This window comes from Streptomyces sp. NPDC014991, assembly GCF_043080665.1.
In the GTDB taxonomy this organism is placed as follows: Bacteria; Actinomycetota; Actinomycetes; order Streptomycetales; family Streptomycetaceae; genus Streptomyces.
In genome coordinates, this window is sequence record NZ_JBIBVY010000010.1 from 82,253 (window position 1) to 99,355 (window position 17,103).

General features: G+C 69.9%; 10 protein-coding genes, 1 tRNA gene and 3 pseudogenes. 10 read left to right on the forward strand and 4 right to left on the reverse strand.

Annotated features, from left to right (window positions below; translation table 11 throughout):
• Nucleotides 1-606: 606 nt before the first annotated feature.
• The 3 genes and pseudogenes from ACF1BE_RS17660 to ACF1BE_RS17670 all read right to left on the reverse strand — a co-directional run bounded on the left by ACF1BE_RS17660 (nucleotide 607) and on the right by ACF1BE_RS17670 (nucleotide 3,583).
• Nucleotides 607-1,362 (reverse strand): hypothetical protein, encoded by a 756-nt coding sequence (locus ACF1BE_RS17660; RefSeq protein WP_392200057.1) that lies wholly within the window; start codon nucleotides 1,360-1,362, stop codon nucleotides 607-609.
• A 15-nt stretch (nucleotides 1,363-1,377) separates the two neighbouring features.
• Nucleotides 1,378-2,595: pseudogene (locus ACF1BE_RS17665) on the reverse strand (zinc-ribbon domain-containing protein); the annotation flags it as partial.
• 139 nt (nucleotides 2,596-2,734) lie between these two features.
• On the reverse strand, nucleotides 2,735-3,583 hold the full coding sequence (locus tag ACF1BE_RS17670) for a transposase family protein (protein WP_392200052.1): 849 nt from the start codon (nucleotides 3,581-3,583) through the stop codon (nucleotides 2,735-2,737).
• A gap of 62 nt (nucleotides 3,584-3,645) precedes the next feature.
• On the opposite strand from ACF1BE_RS17670, the pseudogene ACF1BE_RS17675 reads away from it, so the two are divergent.
• The 3 genes and pseudogenes from ACF1BE_RS17675 to ACF1BE_RS17685 all read left to right on the forward strand — a co-directional run.
• Nucleotides 3,646-4,719: pseudogene (locus ACF1BE_RS17675) on the forward strand (replication initiator); the annotation flags it as partial.
• Entirely contained in the window at nucleotides 4,695-4,889 is a 195-nt protein-coding gene (locus ACF1BE_RS17680; RefSeq protein WP_392199937.1) for a helix-turn-helix transcriptional regulator, read from the forward strand. The pseudogene ACF1BE_RS17675 and the gene ACF1BE_RS17680, both read left to right, overlap by 25 nt.
• Nucleotides 4,886-6,259: a tyrosine-type recombinase/integrase gene (locus tag ACF1BE_RS17685; RefSeq protein WP_392199938.1), complete on the forward strand. Its 1,374-nt coding sequence runs from the start codon at nucleotides 4,886-4,888 to the stop codon at nucleotides 6,257-6,259. The genes ACF1BE_RS17680 and ACF1BE_RS17685 overlap by 4 nt, the downstream gene beginning before the upstream one ends.
• 711 nt (nucleotides 6,260-6,970) lie before the next feature.
• Here the strand turns inward: ACF1BE_RS17685 and ACF1BE_RS17690 are convergent.
• Nucleotides 6,971-7,042: transfer RNA gene (locus ACF1BE_RS17690), tRNA-Arg, on the reverse strand.
• Between the two features lie 166 nt (nucleotides 7,043-7,208).
• Between ACF1BE_RS17690 and ACF1BE_RS17695 the strand changes: the two are divergent.
• The 7 genes and pseudogenes from ACF1BE_RS17695 to rho all read left to right on the forward strand — a co-directional run.
• A pseudogene (locus tag ACF1BE_RS17695) lies at nucleotides 7,209-7,581 on the forward strand (response regulator); the annotation flags it as partial.
• Nucleotides 7,582-7,988: 407 nt separating this feature from the next.
• On the forward strand, nucleotides 7,989-9,062 hold the full coding sequence (nrtL, locus tag ACF1BE_RS17700; protein WP_392199939.1) for an ArgS-related anticodon-binding protein NrtL: 1,074 nt from the start codon (nucleotides 7,989-7,991) through the stop codon (nucleotides 9,060-9,062).
• A gap of 54 nt (nucleotides 9,063-9,116) precedes the next feature.
• A complete protein-coding gene (gene lysA / locus ACF1BE_RS17705) occupies nucleotides 9,117-10,508 on the forward strand; it encodes a diaminopimelate decarboxylase (protein ID WP_392199940.1) in 1,392 nt (463 codons plus the stop codon).
• A gap of 153 nt (nucleotides 10,509-10,661) precedes the next feature.
• Nucleotides 10,662-11,954: a homoserine dehydrogenase gene (locus ACF1BE_RS17710; RefSeq protein WP_392199941.1), complete on the forward strand. Its 1,293-nt coding sequence runs from the start codon at nucleotides 10,662-10,664 to the stop codon at nucleotides 11,952-11,954.
• A gap of 6 nt (nucleotides 11,955-11,960) precedes the next feature.
• Complete coding sequence (gene thrC, locus ACF1BE_RS17715; protein WP_392199942.1) at nucleotides 11,961-13,019, forward strand: threonine synthase; 1,059 nt, start codon at nucleotides 11,961-11,963, stop codon at nucleotides 13,017-13,019.
• A 366-nt stretch (nucleotides 13,020-13,385) separates the two neighbouring features.
• Nucleotides 13,386-14,303, forward strand: coding sequence for a homoserine kinase (gene thrB, locus ACF1BE_RS17720; protein WP_392199943.1), 918 nt, complete (start codon nucleotides 13,386-13,388; stop codon nucleotides 14,301-14,303).
• Nucleotides 14,304-14,724: 421 nt separating this feature from the next.
• Nucleotides 14,725-16,755, forward strand: a complete 2,031-nt coding sequence (rho, locus tag ACF1BE_RS17725; RefSeq protein ID WP_392199944.1) for a transcription termination factor Rho — start codon at nucleotides 14,725-14,727, stop codon at nucleotides 16,753-16,755.
• Nucleotides 16,756-17,103 lie beyond the last annotated feature (348 nt).

Sequence of the window (17,103 nt, forward strand, 5' to 3'; positions counted from 1 at the left end):
GGGCACTCCCCTCCACTGGCCAGGTGGGGCAGCCTGCCTGCACTCCCGGCGGTCATCCCTGACTGCGCTCGCTCTGCGCCCAAGTAGTTCGTCCTCGGCATCGCTGAACAGGGGCAGAAGCGTCGCCGACTGTCGTCATCTGTCGTCGTCGGATGACCTCGGACGGCCCAGCGGTTGCCGCTAGATTGCCCTGCCGCACCTGCCGAGCGAGTCATCCGGGAACCTGACACCGCGACCGAGTTGCTGGAGCAGGCTACTGACACCCTCGACGACCAGGACGCGAGCCCGCAGGACCTGCGACGGTTGGCCTAGGAACTGACCAGAGCTCTGCGGGACGTGCTCCGCGTCTCGACCAGCCGCGGTCACCTCCTGTCCGTGAGCGAACCGCACCATTCCTGAAGCGGCGGCCGCAAGCAGCGTCTACTGACGTCGTCCCTCCATCTCACGCGGGGAGGGGAGCCCGAGCACCAACCGGCTTCCCTCCCCGTCGCGTTATGCCGACCTCCGTTGGACGCCAGGCATCGAGGCAAGGAGAGGAAGGCTCACGGTTACCTGACCGTCGAGCCTCAGCCGACGACCAGCCACGACGGCGGGAGCGCCGACCGACTACGCACGCGTGTGCCTTGCCGCACCCCCCACCGGCCTCAGCCACGCTGTCGGTATCGTCGACCGGAGAAGTTGCGACTGCCGGTCCGAAGCGAATCCCTGAGCATCAGCTTGGGAAGCTGCGGTTCTTTGCGGCTGATCTCTAACCACCCGCTGGCGCTCTAGGCCCAGCGTCCCCTCGTGGAGTGGGGCTCGCTTCCGGAGGCGTACACCGTTCCAGGAGCTCGATCCCTGGCGGGACCGGATCTCTGCCGCGGATGTGGCGAGGTCGTAGCCACCCCTGCGGTGGATCATGATTGATGCCTCGGCCACGGCCTGCGCGGTCCCGAGATCGCAGTACTGGATGATGCGGTCCCTTCGGCCGCGCGGGATCCAGTCGAGCTCCAGCATCCTGGCCAGAACAGCGGCTGAAGTCAGGTGAGCATCCTGGTTCTTCGAAACTGAGACGTCAGCTGCGATAATGGGCAGGAGCGGAGACTCCCGGATTCTGATAACTCCGAAGCCGGCATCGATGAGGGCATAGGTTTTTCGGATGTCGGACCTGTTCTTCTCGTTGTCATGCCACCACGCCCCATCAAACTCGACGACAATGCCCGGCTGACTTCCGTCCCGGTCTCGGAAGAGCATGTCCACTGCCCCGGTGCGGCGGGGAAGGTGCGGGATGCGAACCTCATGTTCGGGTACAAAATCACAGTCTTTCAAGACGTACGACAGCTCGGCATAATTGCGTATTTCCAGGGTAGAAGTGCTGCCCATCTGGCACTTCTCGCAACCACTCCGCATGCGTGTCCGAATGTCGGGAGCGGTTCGCCAGGAGTGGCCGCGAGAGCACTGCCACCACACTTCGATGCCGCTCCCTGGGCCCAGGTCGTGTGGTGTCAGTTCGTTTCTCGATGGGTGCCACTCCGCCGCGAGGTCGGGGGCCGCAGTCGCGATGGACTTATCCGGGGCCGGGCGGATCAGAGCCGCTCGGGTCCGCAATCTTCCGCAGGGCGGGCACCCCTGGCCACCGCAAGCCCTGCTCGCGATGGAGGCACGCCAGGTATGGCCACAGGACCGACACGTCCACCACGCGAGGTCACTGCTGCCCCGCACGAACTGGGCTGGGATCCTGGGGCGATTTCGCGCGACGTCCCATTCCAGAGCGAGGCTTGGATGGGTCACGGACAGATTATTGGTGTAGTCAATGAACCTGTTGGCGCAGTAGGGGCAACCGCGTGTCCGTCGGTTCGAGGGGGTCGCTGTCCAACGGTGAGAGGGGTTCGTGGCGCACACCCAGTGGCACTTCCTATGGGAGGCCGGCGTGACCTGGTTAGCCGACAGTCCGCCGTTGCGCTCAGCATCCCATTCGCGGGCAAGGTCAGGTCTGTTGGTGGCTAGGTCGTTGCCCTGGCCTACACGCAGCCCGCGGCAGTAGGGGCAGTTACGGCCTTGATAACGGGCGCTCGGTGCCATGTCGTAGGAGTGACCCTTGGGGCAGATCCAGTGGCGGGGAATGTTGGACTGGGCTGCGATCTCGTGGGGGCCGACCTCATTGCGCTTTGTGTCCCACTCGGCCGCCAACGCCGGAGCCATGTCAGCAAGGGAGCCACCCGGCTTGGGGACACGACGAGCGCGGCCAGACTTCATGTGCCCGCAGAGCTTGCAGCCGTGCCCAGCCACGCGTTGGTTGATCCGCGCCTGACCTCGATGCCCACACGGGAAGTCCCAGAATGCCTTCTTGTCACTACCTTGGCGCACACGCGCGGGATCGAGGCCGAGAGCGTTGTTCAACTCCCACACCCACTCCTTCATCAGTTCTGTGTGCTCACTCACAGCGGGCCGCCGCACCGCACCTCCTCGTTGTGGTCCATCTCGTTTCGTGCACTGGCGACGATCGTTCGGTCCGGATCGAGTCCCTAACCTCAGGAACTCCCGCAACCGGCTCCACAGGTCATAGTCGCTGGTCCGCAGGAGATCGGTGTACTGAACGACGATGCTTGAGACCATGAGCTCCGTGGTCGATCCTGTGCCTGATGAAGGGAGGCGACAGGCAACGGTGTGAAAAGGGCGGAGTGTTGTACCGGTGACCTTACGAGTTGGTGCGTGATAGCGGGTGAGGCGTGTTTGGCCTGGTCGTGACGTGCTCTCAGGCGTTGATGGTGCGGTCGGAGACGAGGCTGGCGACGGCGCGGTAGGTGTCGGGCAGGCGGCCGCGGCGGTGGGTCCAGCGCATCAGTTGTTTCCAGCGTTTGTGGTCGGCGAGGGCGTGTTCGACGGTGATGCGGTCGGAGGAGTGCCCGTGGCGGTCGCGTTCCCACTGCTGGACTCTGCCGGGCAGTGCTCCGGGCCGGGGTTTTCTGGGTGGTGTGATCGCTTGCCCGCGGTGGTCGCGGCTCAGGCCGAGGTAGCCTTCGTCCAGGAGGACCTCGACGTCGGGGAAGTGCTGGAAGCAGACGGCGATGCCCTCGTTGCGGGCGGCCGTGGCATCGTGCATACGACCAGGCCGCAGGGTGTCGGTCCATAACGTGCGGCCCTGCCAGTCAGCGATGACGGTGGCCTTCATGGTGTTCTGTTTCTTCTTCCCGGAAACGAACGCCCGCCGTCCGCCGCGGCCGGCCGGTGGTCGGCGGACCTGGATCTCGGTGGCATCCAGCCGCAGCTCGATGCCTTCGGCCTGGGCATAGGCGAACACGTCGGCCATAGTCCGTAACCGCAGGCCGGGGCGGTCGGGGACCGCGCACCCCCGCTCGGCCAGGAGCGTACGTATCTCTGCGATCGCCCGGGTGACGGTCGAGCGGTCGACACCGAACAGCAGCCCCAGTACCGAGTGCGGCAGGTCGTGCCGTAGATGGATCAGCGTGGCCACCAGCCGGTCGACGAAGACCAGCTGGTGGCGGGCGCCGGCTCCCGCGGCCCGCTTCCTGGCCCCACCTCGTGCAGCATGGCGACGACCCTCGACCCCGGCTTGCCACGGCACCGCCAACTCCTCGACCAGACGTGAGCCGGAAGATCACTTCACCACGCTCGTCAGCATCGAGGACATCGCGACGAACGACTACGGCGGGTCTCAGCGGCGGCAAGGGCATCGGTCCGGCCGTGGCCCAACACCCGCGCGTCTTTGCCACCTTCACCGCCCCTTCCTTCGGCCCCGTGCACAACCGCCCCGCCGGCGGCCGGTGCCGCTGCGGGCGCTCCCATCCGGACAACGACTCTGCCCTGGGCACACCGCTCGACCCGGAGCGGTACGACTACCGCGCGGCCGTCCTGTGGAACGCGCATGCCGGTGCCCTCTGGGGTCGGTTCACCACCTACCTGCGCCAACAGCTCGCCTCCCGCGCGGGCATCGGCCGCTCCGCGCTGCGCGACTGCCTTGCGGTCTCGTACGCCAAGGTCGCCGAGTACCAGCGGCGAGGCGCCGTCCACTTCCATGCCGTCATCCGCCTCGACGGCCCGGACGGCGCCGAGGACACCCCACCGGCCTGGGCCACGACCGAACTCCTCACCGACGCGATTCGCTCGGCGGCCCGCCTCGCCGAGACGCCCGGACCTGTCCTCGACGGCTGCCCGTACACCTTCCGCTTCGGCGAGCAGATGGACATCCGCCCCATCCGCTCCGCCGACTTCACGGGCACCTCGGAGTTGTCCAGCCGCGCCGTGGCCGCGTACATCGCCAAGTACGCCACCAAGGGCGCCGAGACCGCCGGCACCCTGGACCGCCCCATCCGCAACCCGATCACCGACCTCATCGGCTCCGGCGTCACCGACCACGCCCGGCGGATGATCCTCACCTGCTGGCACCTCGGCGCACTCCCCGAACTCGAAGACCTGCGCCTGCGCAAGTGGGCCCACATGCTCGGCTTCCGCGGCCACTTCTCCACCAAGTCCCGCGCCTACTCCGTCACCCTCGGCGCCCTCCGCCAGGAACGCGCCGACCACAACGAAGCCCTTGCCCGCGAACGCGCGGCCGAGGCGGGCCACCCGCTGCCCGACCCGGACACCGTCCTTGTTCTCTCGCACTGGCGGTTTGCCGGCACCGGGTTGACCGCCGCCGAATCCTGGCTCGCCACCTCACGACGACCTGTCCCTGACACGGAAGGAGACCCGGCATGGACCCCCGACGAGACGAACTGATGACCGTCCCGCAGATTCTCGCCGAATTGGGCGGAGTCTCTCGTCGCACCTTCTATCGCTGGCGTGAACTCGGTCAGGGACCTGCCGCATTCAAGCTTCCCAATGGAGAGCTCCGAGTTTGGCGAAGCGACTTCGCCACGTGGCTGCGGCAGCTGGAGGCGGCGGCGTGAAGTCTCTCGACGTTAAGGTTTGGGGTGTCCGTAAGCGTGACACCAAGACACCCTCATACGGAGTCCGCTGGTCTGTGGCGGGCAATGTCTTCTCGGAGTCCTTCCGCACCAAAGCGCTCGCCGATCACTACCGCACGAAGCTGATGCGGGCGATGCGCGACGGCGAGGAGTTCGACACGGAGTCGGGCCTCCCGGCCTCGATGGAAGTGAAGAAATCGGCCGTGTCGTGGTATGCCTTCGCTCTCAGGTACCTCGCCATGAAGTGGCCCCATGCCGCCCCCAACACACGGGACGGCATCAACGAATCTCTCACCAGCGTGACGGTAGAACTCCTCGACGAGCGCGCCGGACGGCCGTCCGATGAGGCGATCCGCAAAGCACTGCGCAACTGGGCCTTTGTGCTGCCGGGGCCCGATGATCGGGAAGTGCCGGACGATGTGCGGAACGTTCTCCACTGGGTGTCCAAGGCGTCCCGGCCGCTCGCCGATCTCGCTGAAGCCGCCACGGCCCGCGCGGTCCTTGACTCGCTGAAGCTCAAGCTCGACGGCACGGCGGCAGCGGCGGAAACCGTGCGGCGTAAGCGTCGGACGCTCGTCAACGCCGCGAATTACGCCGTCGACCTGGGGGAGCTGCGTGAGAACCCCATCACCGCGGTCCGCTGGCAGAAGCCGAAGGTGTCCAACCAGGTCGACCCGCGGGTTGTCGCCAACCCGGAGCAGGCCCGTAATCTCCTGGCGGCGGTCTCCTACGTGGGCGGGTACCGGCGTGCTCGTGGTCGTCGCCTCGTGGGTCTGTTCGCCGCCATGTACTTCGGCGGGCTCCGGCCGGCGGAAGCGGTCGGCCTCGCCGAGACGGACCTGAACCTTCCCGAGCAAGGCTGGGGCTCGGCGCTGCTCCACCGGACCCGTCCGTCGGTCGGCAAGCAGTGGACCGACTCAGGGGAGACCCACGACGACCGCGGCCTGAAGAACCGGCCGGTCGAGGAGGTCAGGCGGGTGTCCATCCCGCCCCACCTCGTCGCCATGCTCCGCGGTCACCTGACCACCTTCGGCACGGCGGAAGACGGGCGGCTCTTCTTCAGCGAGAAGGGCTCGGTCGTCCCGTCCTCGACCTACTACCGCGTGTGGCAGGAGGCCCGGCTCCTGGCGCTTCCGCCGGCCGTCGCGGCCTCACCGCTCGCGAACCGTCCGTACGACCTCCGTCACTCGGCGCTGTCGATGTGGCTCAACGCCGGTGTCGACCCGACCGAGGTGGCCGAGCGCGCCGGCAACAGTGTCGAGGCCCTGCTGACCCGCTACGCGAAGTGCCTCGACGGTCGGCAGGACGTCGCCAACCGGCGCATCGAGGACCTGCTTCGCGAGTACGAGTGAGACGTTTCGCCCCAACACTGAGGCCCCAGGCGTATCGTCTGGGGCCTTCCTCGTTGAGCGCCTTACCTGCGGTGATGCTTCCTCACTTGCGCGGGCAGTTACGTTTGTCATGTCCGTGATAGTTGCACACGCTGCACTTCCCAGCGTTAGGGGAGACGCTGCATGACCGCTTGTCGTGCCCTCCCGTGCCACACCAAGAGCAAGTGCGGGTCCTGCTCGTGCTCATTTCCCCTCCGCATTTTCTGTGGCTCGCCGCCCTCGCACGGAGTCTAACGCCGCGAATCTGCTAGTTCGGCGTTTTGTCAGACTGCTGACGCTCCCGACCTTCACCTTTCCGGGTAGGTGGCCACTGGGTTTCGAACTACCATGCGAAACAGGTGAGTTGGTCGCTACGCGCGCATTCGTCCGTCACCCGCTCCCGCTCCCCTGTGGTTCTCCCTCGTCACCGCCGGGGCCTTCTTATGGCCTCCAGCACTACCCGCGTCGACGGCATCCGCGACCTGTGCACCCGCCAGGGCAAAGGGCTGCATGCGCTGGTAGGTCCCCGCAGTCTCCAGGGTCCACCTGCGACGATGCCCCAAGATCCCGTCCACGCCTCGTCCACAGACCCCGGCATACGGTCGCTTCGGGCTGCACCCGCCTGCACATACGCGAAGACCCCGGCCTCAGCGTTTCCGCTGGTGACGGGGTCTTGGGCACACTTACACAGTGTGCCCCCGGCAGGATTCGAACCTGCGCACACGGCTCCGGAGGCCGTTGCTCTATCCCCTGAGCTACGGGGGCGTGTCGGGCGCTGAGCTTCTCGCTCGCGGCGACGGGTAGAACACTAGCAGGTCCGCGGGGGTGATCAGGAACCCGTTCCGGGGGTGCGGGGTGGGGGCGTCCCCGGTAGGGGGTGGAAGTGGGGAAAACCCGGACGCGGTGGCTGGTCCCGACCTACTCTCGACGTGTGCCAGGCGCTCCCGGCCGGGTGCTTGTTGTGGACGACAACAAGGTCATCCGGCAGCTGATCAGGGTCAATCTCGAGCTGGAAGGGCTCGAGGTCGTGACCGCGGCCGATGGTGCCGAGTGTCTGGACGTGGTGCATCAGGTGCAGCCCGATGTGGTGACGCTCGACGTTGTCATGCCCCGGCTGGACGGGCTGCGCACCGCCGCCCGGCTCCGTGCCGATCCCCGTACGCGTCACCTGCCCCTCGCCATCATCAGCGCGTGTACGCAGTACGAGGTCGAGACCGGTCTCGATGTCGGCGTGGACGCCTTCCTCGCCAAGCCGTTCGAGCCCGCCGAGCTGGTGCAGCTCGTCAAGGACCTCATCGAGCGCCGCACCGGGCACGAGGGGCATGGGGGAGAGGCCCACGGGGGTGGCGGAGACGGGGGCGGGGGAGGCGGCGGCGACGGGGGGAGCGGTGGCAGCGGGGGAGGCCGGGGGCTGGGGGGCGGCGGTGGTGCCGGGGCCGGTGAAGGCGGTGCTTCCGGTCCGCGTCGTGGCTCCGGGTGTGGCGGCCGATCCGGCCGTGACGACCCTCCGGCTGCCGACGGCGTCTCCGACGGTGTCCCGGGCGGGATGGCCCGCGGAGGGTAGGGCGGCGGGATCCGCGTGGGGCAGGGCCACTCGAACCGCAGGCCGCCGGTTGAGTTGAACCGCAGGCCGCCGCTCGAACCGTAGGCGACAGGGCGGCGGTGACAACCGCCTCGCATACCCAGCCCCCTCCTCCCCTACGCTTGTCCCGTGACACCCGTCGAGCTCTCCCGCACCGTGCTGCGCGCGGTGCGTCGCGCTGTCGACGAGGGAGAGCTGAGCGTGACCGTGCCCGAGCGGGCCGTGGTGGGTGCGCCGGGGCCCGGCGGATGCGGGGACTACGCCACCACCATCGCGCTCCAGCTCGCCCGGCCGGCCGGGCAGCCCCCGCGGCGGGTCGCCGAGATTCTGCGGCCCCGTCTGGCCGCCGCCGCCGGCATCCGGGACGTCGTCGTCACCGGGCCCGGATTCCTCAACATCACCCTTGCCGCGCAGGCCGATCCCGTCATGGGGCTGGTGCGAGAGATCCGGGACAAGGGCGCCCGGTACGGGCATGGTGACTCCCTCGCCGGCCAGGTCGTCGCGCTGCGCGTGCCGTACGAGGTGCGGGCGGAGGTCGTCGCCGACGTGGTCGTACGGCTCGTGGGGGCGCAGGGCGGCCGGGCCACCGTCGGGCACGGTGAGCCCGTGGACCTGCGGCCCGTGCCCGCGCCGGAGGACCCCGCCCCGCTCGGTCCCGACGCCGCCCGGTGGGCCCTGCTCCATCCGGCCGCGCACGACCGGCCCCGGATCAGCGCCGACCACTTGGTGCAGCGGGAGAGCAACCCCCTCTTCCGGGTCCGGTACGCCCATGCCCGCATCCGGTCCCTCAGCCGTAACGCCGCCCGCCTGGGCTTCACCGCCGAACCCGGGCCCCTCGGAGCCACCCACCACGGTGACCTCACGGCCGACGCCGCCGTCCACCACGGCCACGGCACCCCGGGCGCCGCGAGCCCCGCCCCTCTCCCGAACGGCGGCAACGCCCTCCGTTCGCTGCTGACCCCCCTCGCCGACCACCCCCGTGTTCTCGCCGCGGCCGCCACCCACCGTGCCCCGGACCGGGTCGCCCGGCATCTCGTGACCGTCGCCGATGCCGTGCTGCCCTTTCTGCCCTGCGTGCTTCCCCGCGGGGAGGAGAAACCCTCGGCCGCCCACCGTGCCCGGCTGGCCCTCGCCGAAGCTGCCGGGACGGTGCTGGCCGGCGGCCTGTCCCTGCTCGGCATCGACGCACCCGAACATCTCTGAGGCGCCGAGAGCACATGCGTCCCGGAGAGAGACAGAGAGTCTGAGAGCCACGTCATGAGCCGTTCCGCCCATCCCGCCGGGCCCCGCCACGCCGACGTCCTGCCCGAGGGGCACTACTCCGCGCCGCCCGCCGACCTCAACACCCTCGACCCCAAGGTGTGGGCCCGGACCGTCGGCCGTGACGTCGACGGTGTCCTCACCGTCGGCGGGATCACCGCCACGCGGCTCGCCGAGGAGTTCGGCACCCCCGCCTACATCCTCGACGAGGCCGACTTCCGGGCCCGTGCCCGTGCCTGGCGTACGGCGTTCGGTCCGGACGCCGACGTGTTCTACGCCGGGAAGGCCTTCCTGTCCCGGGCCGTCGTGCGGTGGCTGCACGAGGAGGGGCTGAATCTCGACGTCTGCTCGGGCGGGGAGCTGGCCACGGCCCTGAGCGCCGGCATGCCCGCCGAGCGCATCGCCCTGCACGGCAACAACAAGTCCGTCGCGGAGATCACCCGGGCCGTGGAGGCCGGGGTCGGGCGCATCGTCCTGGACTCCTTCCAGGAGATCGTGCGGGTCGCGCACATCGCGCAGTCGCTCGGCAGGCGCCAGCCGGTCCAGATCCGGATCACCGTGGGCGTGGAGGCGCACACCCACGAGTTCATCGCCACCGCCCACGAGGACCAGAAGTTCGGGATCCCGCTCGCCGGGGGGCAGGCCGCGGAGGCCGTACGGCGGGCGCTGCAGCTGGACGGGCTGGAGCTGATCGGGATCCACTCCCACATCGGGTCGCAGATCTTCGACATGTCCGGCTTCGAGGTCGCCGCCCACCGCGTCGTCCGGCTGCTGCGGGACGTCCGGGACGAGCACGGGATCGAGCTGCCGGAGATCGACCTGGGCGGCGGGCTCGGTATCGCCTACACCAGCGACGACGACCCCCGTGAGCCGCACGAGATCGCCAAGGCGCTCACCGAGATCGTCACGCGTGAGTGCGAGGCCGCCGGGCTGCGGACCCCGCGGATCTCCGTCGAGCCGGGGCGGGCCATCGTCGGGCCGACGGCCTTCACGCTCTACGAGGTCGGCACGGTGAAGCCGCTGGAGGGGCTGCGGACGTACGTCTCCGTCGACGGCGGCATGTCCGACAACATCCGGACCGCGCTGTACGACGCCGAGTACAGCGTCGCGCTGGTGTCGCGGGCCTCCGACGCCGAGCCCGTGCTCGCCCGCGTCGTCGGCAAGCACTGCGAGAGCGGGGACATCGTGGTCAAGGACGCGTTCCTGCCCGCCGACCTGGCGCCGGGCGACCTGATCGCCGTACCGGCGACGGGCGCGTACTGCCGGTCCATGGCCAGCAACTACAACCACGTGCTCCGGCCGCCGGTCGTCGCGGTGCGGGACGGCGAGGCCCGGGTGATCGTCCGGCGCGAGACGGAGGAGGACCTCCTGCGTCTCGACGTCGGGTGACCGGCGCCCACGGGATTTCGGGGGCGAAAGATCTACGGTCCGGTGCCCCCGTACAAATGAAATAGATGTCTCACGATCCGGACGAAGGGTAGAAACTGTCGTCCGGTGAGTGAGACTGGTCCAACCGTAGACGGTATGAGGAAACGAGGTCGGATGATGCGTACGCGTCCGCTGAAGGTGGCGCTGCTGGGCTGCGGAGTGGTCGGCTCAGAGGTGGCGCGCATCATGACGACGCACGCCGACGACCTCGCCGCCCGGATCGGCGCCCCGGTGGAACTCGCGGGTGTCGCGGTCCGGCGGCCCGCCAGGGTCCGGGAGGGCATCGATCCGGCCCTCGTCACCACCGACGCCACCGCCCTCGTCAAACGCGGCGACATCGACGTGGTCGTCGAGGTCATCGGCGGGATCGAGCCCGCGCGGACCCTCATCACGACCGCCTTCGAGCACGGTGCCTCCGTCGTCTCGGCCAACAAGGCGCTGCTCGCCCAGGACGGGGCCGCGCTGCACGCCGCCGCCGGGCAGCACGGCAAGGACCTCTACTACGAGGCCGCCGTCGCCGGTGCCATCCCGCTGATCCGGCCGCTGCGCGAGTCCCTCGCCGGCGACAAGGTCAACCGCGTCCTCGGCATCGTCAACGGGACCACCAACTTCATCCTCGACAAGATGGACTCCACGGGGGCGGGCTACCAGGAGGCCCTGGACGAGGCCACCGCCCTCGGCTACGCGGAAGCCGACCCGACCGCCGACGTCGAGGGCTTCGACGCCGCCGCCAAGGCCGCGATCCTGGCCGGTATCGCCTTCCACACGCGCGTGCGGCTGGACGACGTCTACCGCGAGGGCATGTCCGAGGTCACCGCCGCCGACTTCCGCTCGGCCGCGGAGATGGGCTGCACCATCAAGCTGCTCGCCATCTGCGAGCGCGCCAAGGACGGGGCGTCGGTCACCGCGCGCGTGCATCCGGCGATGATCCCGCTCAGCCACCCGCTCGCCTCGGTGCGCGGCGCGTACAACGCCGTCTTCGTGGAGTCCGACGCGGCCGGGCAGCTGATGTTCTACGGCCCCGGCGCCGGCGGTTCCCCGACCGCCTCCGCGGTCCTCGGCGACCTGGTCGCCGTCTGCCGCAACCGGCTCAACGGCACCACCGGACCCGGCGAGTCGGCGTACGCCGACCTGACCGTCTCGTCGATGGGCGAGGTCGTCACCCGCTACCACATCAGCCTCGACGTGGCCGACAAACCGGGCGTGCTCGCCCAGGTCGCCACCGTCTTCGCCGAACACGGCGTCTCCATCGACACCGTGCGGCAGCAGGGCAAGGACGGCGAGGCCTCCCTCGTCGTCGTCACCCACCGGGCCTCCGACGCCTCCCTCACCGGGACCGTCGAGGCACTGCGCAAGCTCGACACCGTGCGGGGTGTCGCCAGCATCATGCGGGTTGAAGGAGAGTAACCAGCAATGACCCACCAGTGGCGCGGAATCATCGAGGAGTACCGGGACAGGCTTCCGGTCTCCGACACCACGCCGGTCGTGACGCTCCGCGAGGGCGGCACGCCCCTCGTGCCCGCGCAGGTGCTCTCCGAGCGCACGGGCTGCGAGGTCCACCTGAAGGTGGAGGGAGCGAACCCCACGGGGTCCTTCAAGGACCGCGGCATGACCATGGCCATCAGCAAGGCGAAGGAGGAGGGGGCCAAGGCGGTCATCTGCGCCTCCACCGGCAACACCTCCGCCTCCGCCGCCGCGTACGCCGTACGCGCCGGTATGGTGTCCGCGGTCCTCGTGCCGCAGGGCAAGATCGCGCTCGGCAAGATGGGCCAGGCCCTCGTGCACGGCGCGAAGATCCTCCAGGTGGACGGCAACTTCGACGACTGCCTCACCCTGGCGCGCGCACTGAGCGAGAACTACCCCGTGGCGCTGGTGAATTCGGTCAACCCGGTGCGCATCGAGGGGCAGAAGACGGCCGCCTTCGAGATCGTCGACATGCTCGGCGACGCGCCGGACATCCATGTCCTGCCGGTCGGCAACGCGGGCAACATCACCGCCTACTGGCGGGGCTACCGGGAGTACGCCGCCGACGGCATCGCCGCCGGGACTCCCCGGATGTGGGGTTTCCAGGCCTCCGGCAGCGCCCCGATCGTGCGCGGCGAGGTCGTCAAGGACCCGTCGACCATCGCCACCGCCATCCGCATCGGCAACCCCGCCTCCTGGCAGTACGCCCTGGCCGCGCGGGACGAGTCCGGCGGTGTCATCGACGAGGTGACGGACCGTGAGATCCTGCGCGCCTACCGGCTGTTGGCCGCGCAGGAGGGCGTCTTCGTGGAGCCCGCCTCCGCCGCCTCCGTGGCCGGTCTGCTCAAGGCCGCCGAGCAGGGCAAGGTCGACCCGGGGCAGCGCATCGTGTGCACCGTCACCGGCAACGGCCTGAAGGACCCCGACTGGGCCGTCGCCGGTGCCCCGCAGCCGGTCACCGTCCCGGTCGACGCGGCCACCGCGGCCGAGCGCCTCGGCCTCGCCTGACGGTCAATGCCCGGGTGCGTCGTCCGCGCGCCCGGGCCATGGCATCCGGGCCGGGCGCCGGCCGGGCGCTCGGGCCCCGTGCCTCGGTCCGGGCGCCCCTGATCCGGGGCCGTCCCTGACAGGTGCACAGGGGGCTTGTGACACGCATCGTGCGCCTCCTGTGCGCCCTATGTCGCCAGGCATCCTTCCTTCGATAGGCTGTATCCAACCCGCCCACCGCATATGCCCCCGCGTGTGGCACGGCGCCGCGTCGTCTCCGCGGCCCGACGGGTCTTCGTACGTCAGTCATCGGCAGTCCACCGAATGACCATCGAATCCATCGAGCGTCATTCGACAGTCACGCAGCTCAAGGAGAGTCAACGAGCGATGGCCGGTCCAGCGTTCCGCGCCGCCGCCGTCCGGGTGCGCGTCCCCGCCACCAGCGCCAACCTCGGCCCCGGCTTCGACGCCCTGGGTCTCGCGCTGGGGCTCTACGACGACGTGGTCGTCCGGGTGGCCGACTCCGGGCTGCACGTCGACATCGCGGGCGAGGGCAGCCAGACCCTCCCGCGCGACGAGAGCCACCTCCTCGTCCGCTCCCTGCGCACGGCCTTCGACCTGCTGGGCGGCCAGCCCCGGGGCCTGGAGATCGTCTGCGCCAACCGCATCCCGCACGGCCGGGGTCTCGGCTCCTCCTCCGCCGCCATCTGCGCCGGCATCGTCGCCGCACGCGCGGTGACCATAGGCGGCGAGCCGCGCCTGGACGACGTCGCACTGCTGGAGCTGGCCACCGAGATCGAGGGCCACCCCGACAACGTGGCCGCGTGCCTGCTCGGCGGCTTCACCCTGTCCTGGATGGAGGCGGGCGCCGCCCGGGCCATCAGGATGGAGCCCCACCGTTCCATCGTTCCGGTGGTTTTCGTGCCCGGGAAGCCGGTCCTCACCGAGACCGCGCGCGGCCTGCTCCCGCGCTCCGTGCCGCACGTCGACGCCGCCGCCAACGCGGGCCGCGCCGCCCTGCTCGTCGAGGCGCTGACCAGGCGCCCCGAGCTGCTGCTGCCCGCCACCGAGGACCGTCTCCACCAGGAGTACCGCGCCCCGGCGATGCCGGACAGCGCGGCGCTGGTGGAGCGGCTGCGCGCCGACGGCGTCCCGGCCGTCATCTCCGGCGCCGGACCCACCGTCATGGCCCTCGCCGACGCGGGTACCGCCGACAAGGTGGAAGCCCTGGCCGGCGCCGAGTGGGCCGCCAACCGGCTGGACCTCGACGTACAGGGAGCGAGCGTGCTGCCGCTTGCGCCCTGACACGCGGTTGCCGGATTTGGAGAGGGGGAATGTTTGTTGGATCCGGTAGTGTTAATCTCAAGTCTGCACCCGACCTCACCATGGCGAGGTGCCTCGTGTCCCCGTCCGGGACAGACATTCTTCCGGGAGCCTCCCGCGCCACTCCGTGTTCCTTGCGCCGTACCTGGGCAGTACGTCGTATGCGAGCGCTGAGCGGGCCGCCGGTGGGGGTATCCCCTCTGGGGGAGCTCCGGAACAGGTGCAACCGCGCCACGTGACACTCGGTGCCACGGCTCGTGGAAGCGCCATCACCGCACATTTCTTCCGCCGTTTTGGCGGACCACCGCCCCGGCACGGTTCACAGAAGACAGGACCGTAGCCGGACAGCACAACCGGTCGCCGAGCCAGACAGGCCGACGTCCGCTCCAGGGAAGGACCCTTCGTGAGCGACACCACCGATCTGATGGGCGCACGTGTCGAGGAGACCGCTGCCGCGCCCTCCACGGACGCCTCCGCGCCTGCCACCGGTGCCGGCTCCCGGCGGCGCCGCGGTACCGGCCTCGAGGGCATGGTGCTGGCCGAGCTCCAGCAGGTCGCCTCGGGCCTCGGCATCAGGGGCACCGCGCGGATGCGCAAGAGCCAGCTGATCGAGGTCATCAAGGAGGCGCAGGCCTCCGGGGGCGCCGCCCCCAAGGCCGAGACCGCCACCGAGACCAAGCCGAAGCGCCGGGCCACCTCCAAGGCCCGCACCGGCGACTCCGCCGAGAGCGCGGAGAAGAAGACCGAGGCCAGGTCCGAGGCGCCCGCCGACAAGGCCGTGGCCCAGCAGCAGATCGAGATCCCCGGCCAGCCCGCCGGGGGCCCCGCCCGCGCGAGCGAGGCCGAGCGTGGGGGGGACGACGCCCCCGTCGAGCGCCGTCGCCGCCGCGCCACCGCGGATGCGGGCAGCCCGGCCGGCAGCGGCGCCGACACGGTCGTCGCCGAGGCCAAGAGCGAGTCCAGGACCGAGGCGTCCGCGCAGCAGTCTCAGCAGCAGGGCGACGCCGGTGACGGCGAGGGCCGTGGCCGCCGTGACCGCCGCGAGCGCGGCCGCGACCGGGACCGTGACCGCCGCGGCAAGGGCGACGAGCAGCAGGGCCAGGGCGGTGGCCGTCAGGACCGTCAGCAGCAGGGCCAGCAGCAGGGCGGGGGCCGCCAGGACCGCGACCGCGACCGCCAGCAGCAGGACGACGACGACTTCGAGGGCGGCCGCCGTGGCCGTCGGGGCCGCTACCGCGACCGCCGTGGCCGTCGTGGCCGCGACGAGATCGCCGAGCCGCAGGTCACCGACGACGACGTCCTGATCCCCGTCGCGGGCATCCTGGACATCCTGGACAACTACGCGTTCATCCGGACGTCCGGCTACCTGCCCGGCCCGAACGACGTGTACGTCTCCCTCGCGCAGGTCCGCAAGAACGGCCTGCGCAAGGGTGACCACCTCACCGGCGCGGTCCGCCAGCCCAAGGAGGGTGAGCGCCGCGAGAAGTTCAACGCGCTGGTCCGCCTCGACTCCGTCAACGGCATGGCGCCCGAACACGGCCGTGGCCGCCCGGAGTTCAACAAGCTGACCCCGCTCTACCCGCAGGACCGCCTCCGCCTGGAGACCGACCCGGGCGTGCTGACGACCCGGATCATCGACCTCGTCGCGCCGATCGGCAAGGGGCAGCGCGGTCTGATCGTGGCCCCGCCGAAGACCGGCAAGACCATGATCATGCAGGCGATCGCCAACGCGATCACGCACAACAACCCCGAGTGCCACCTGATGGTCGTCCTCGTCGACGAGCGTCCGGAAGAGGTCACCGACATGCAGCGGTCGGTCAAGGGCGAGGTCATCTCCTCGACCTTCGACCGCCCGGCCGAGGACCACACCACGGTCGCCGAGCTGGCCATCGAGCGTGCCAAGCGGCTGGTGGAGCTGGGCCACGACGTCGTCGTGCTGCTCGACTCGATCACGCGTCTGGGCCGTGCCTACAACCTGGCGGCCCCGGCCTCCGGCCGCATCCTGTCCGGTGGTGTCGACTCGACCGCGCTGTACCCGCCGAAGCGGTTCTTCGGTGCGGCGCGGAACATCGAGGACGGCGGTTCGCTGACCATCCTCGCCACCGCGCTGGTGGACACCGGGTCCCGTATGGACGAGGTGATCTTCGAGGAGTTCAAGGGCACCGGCAACGCGGAGCTCAAGCTCGACCGCAAGCTCGCCGACAAGCGCATCTTCCCGGCGGTGGACGTCGACGCGTCCGGTACCCGTAAGGAAGAGATCCTGCTCGGCAGCGACGAGCTGGCCGTCACCTGGAAGCTGCGCCGTGTGCTGCACGCGCTGGACCAGCAGCAGGCCATCGAGCTGCTGCTGGACAAGATGAAGCAGACCAAGTCGAACGGCGAGTTCCTGATGCAGATCCAGAAGACGACGCCGACGCCGGGAAACGGTGACTGAACGTCTCCGCGTCCCTGAGCCGCACGAGCCCGCCCCCCGTCCCTGTGGACGGGGGGCGGGCTCGTCGCACCGGGGGGAAAGGACGCGTGGCCCGAGATCTTTGCCACAGGGATCCGGGCGGGCACCGATGCCCTCAGGTACGGCCTCCGGCGGCGAAACAGCAGGTGAACAGGGCCGGCCGGAAGAGGGCGACCACCCAATGCGGCCCTTTCCGGACGCGGTGGGCACTCCGCGTCGTGCAACCCTTTTCCCGGTTTCTCCGTCTGACCCGGCGGAGCGACGATGGAGCGGTGAGAACCGCGCCCGACCCTGACAGCAGGGGGTAGCCGACCGACGAGACCGAGGAGC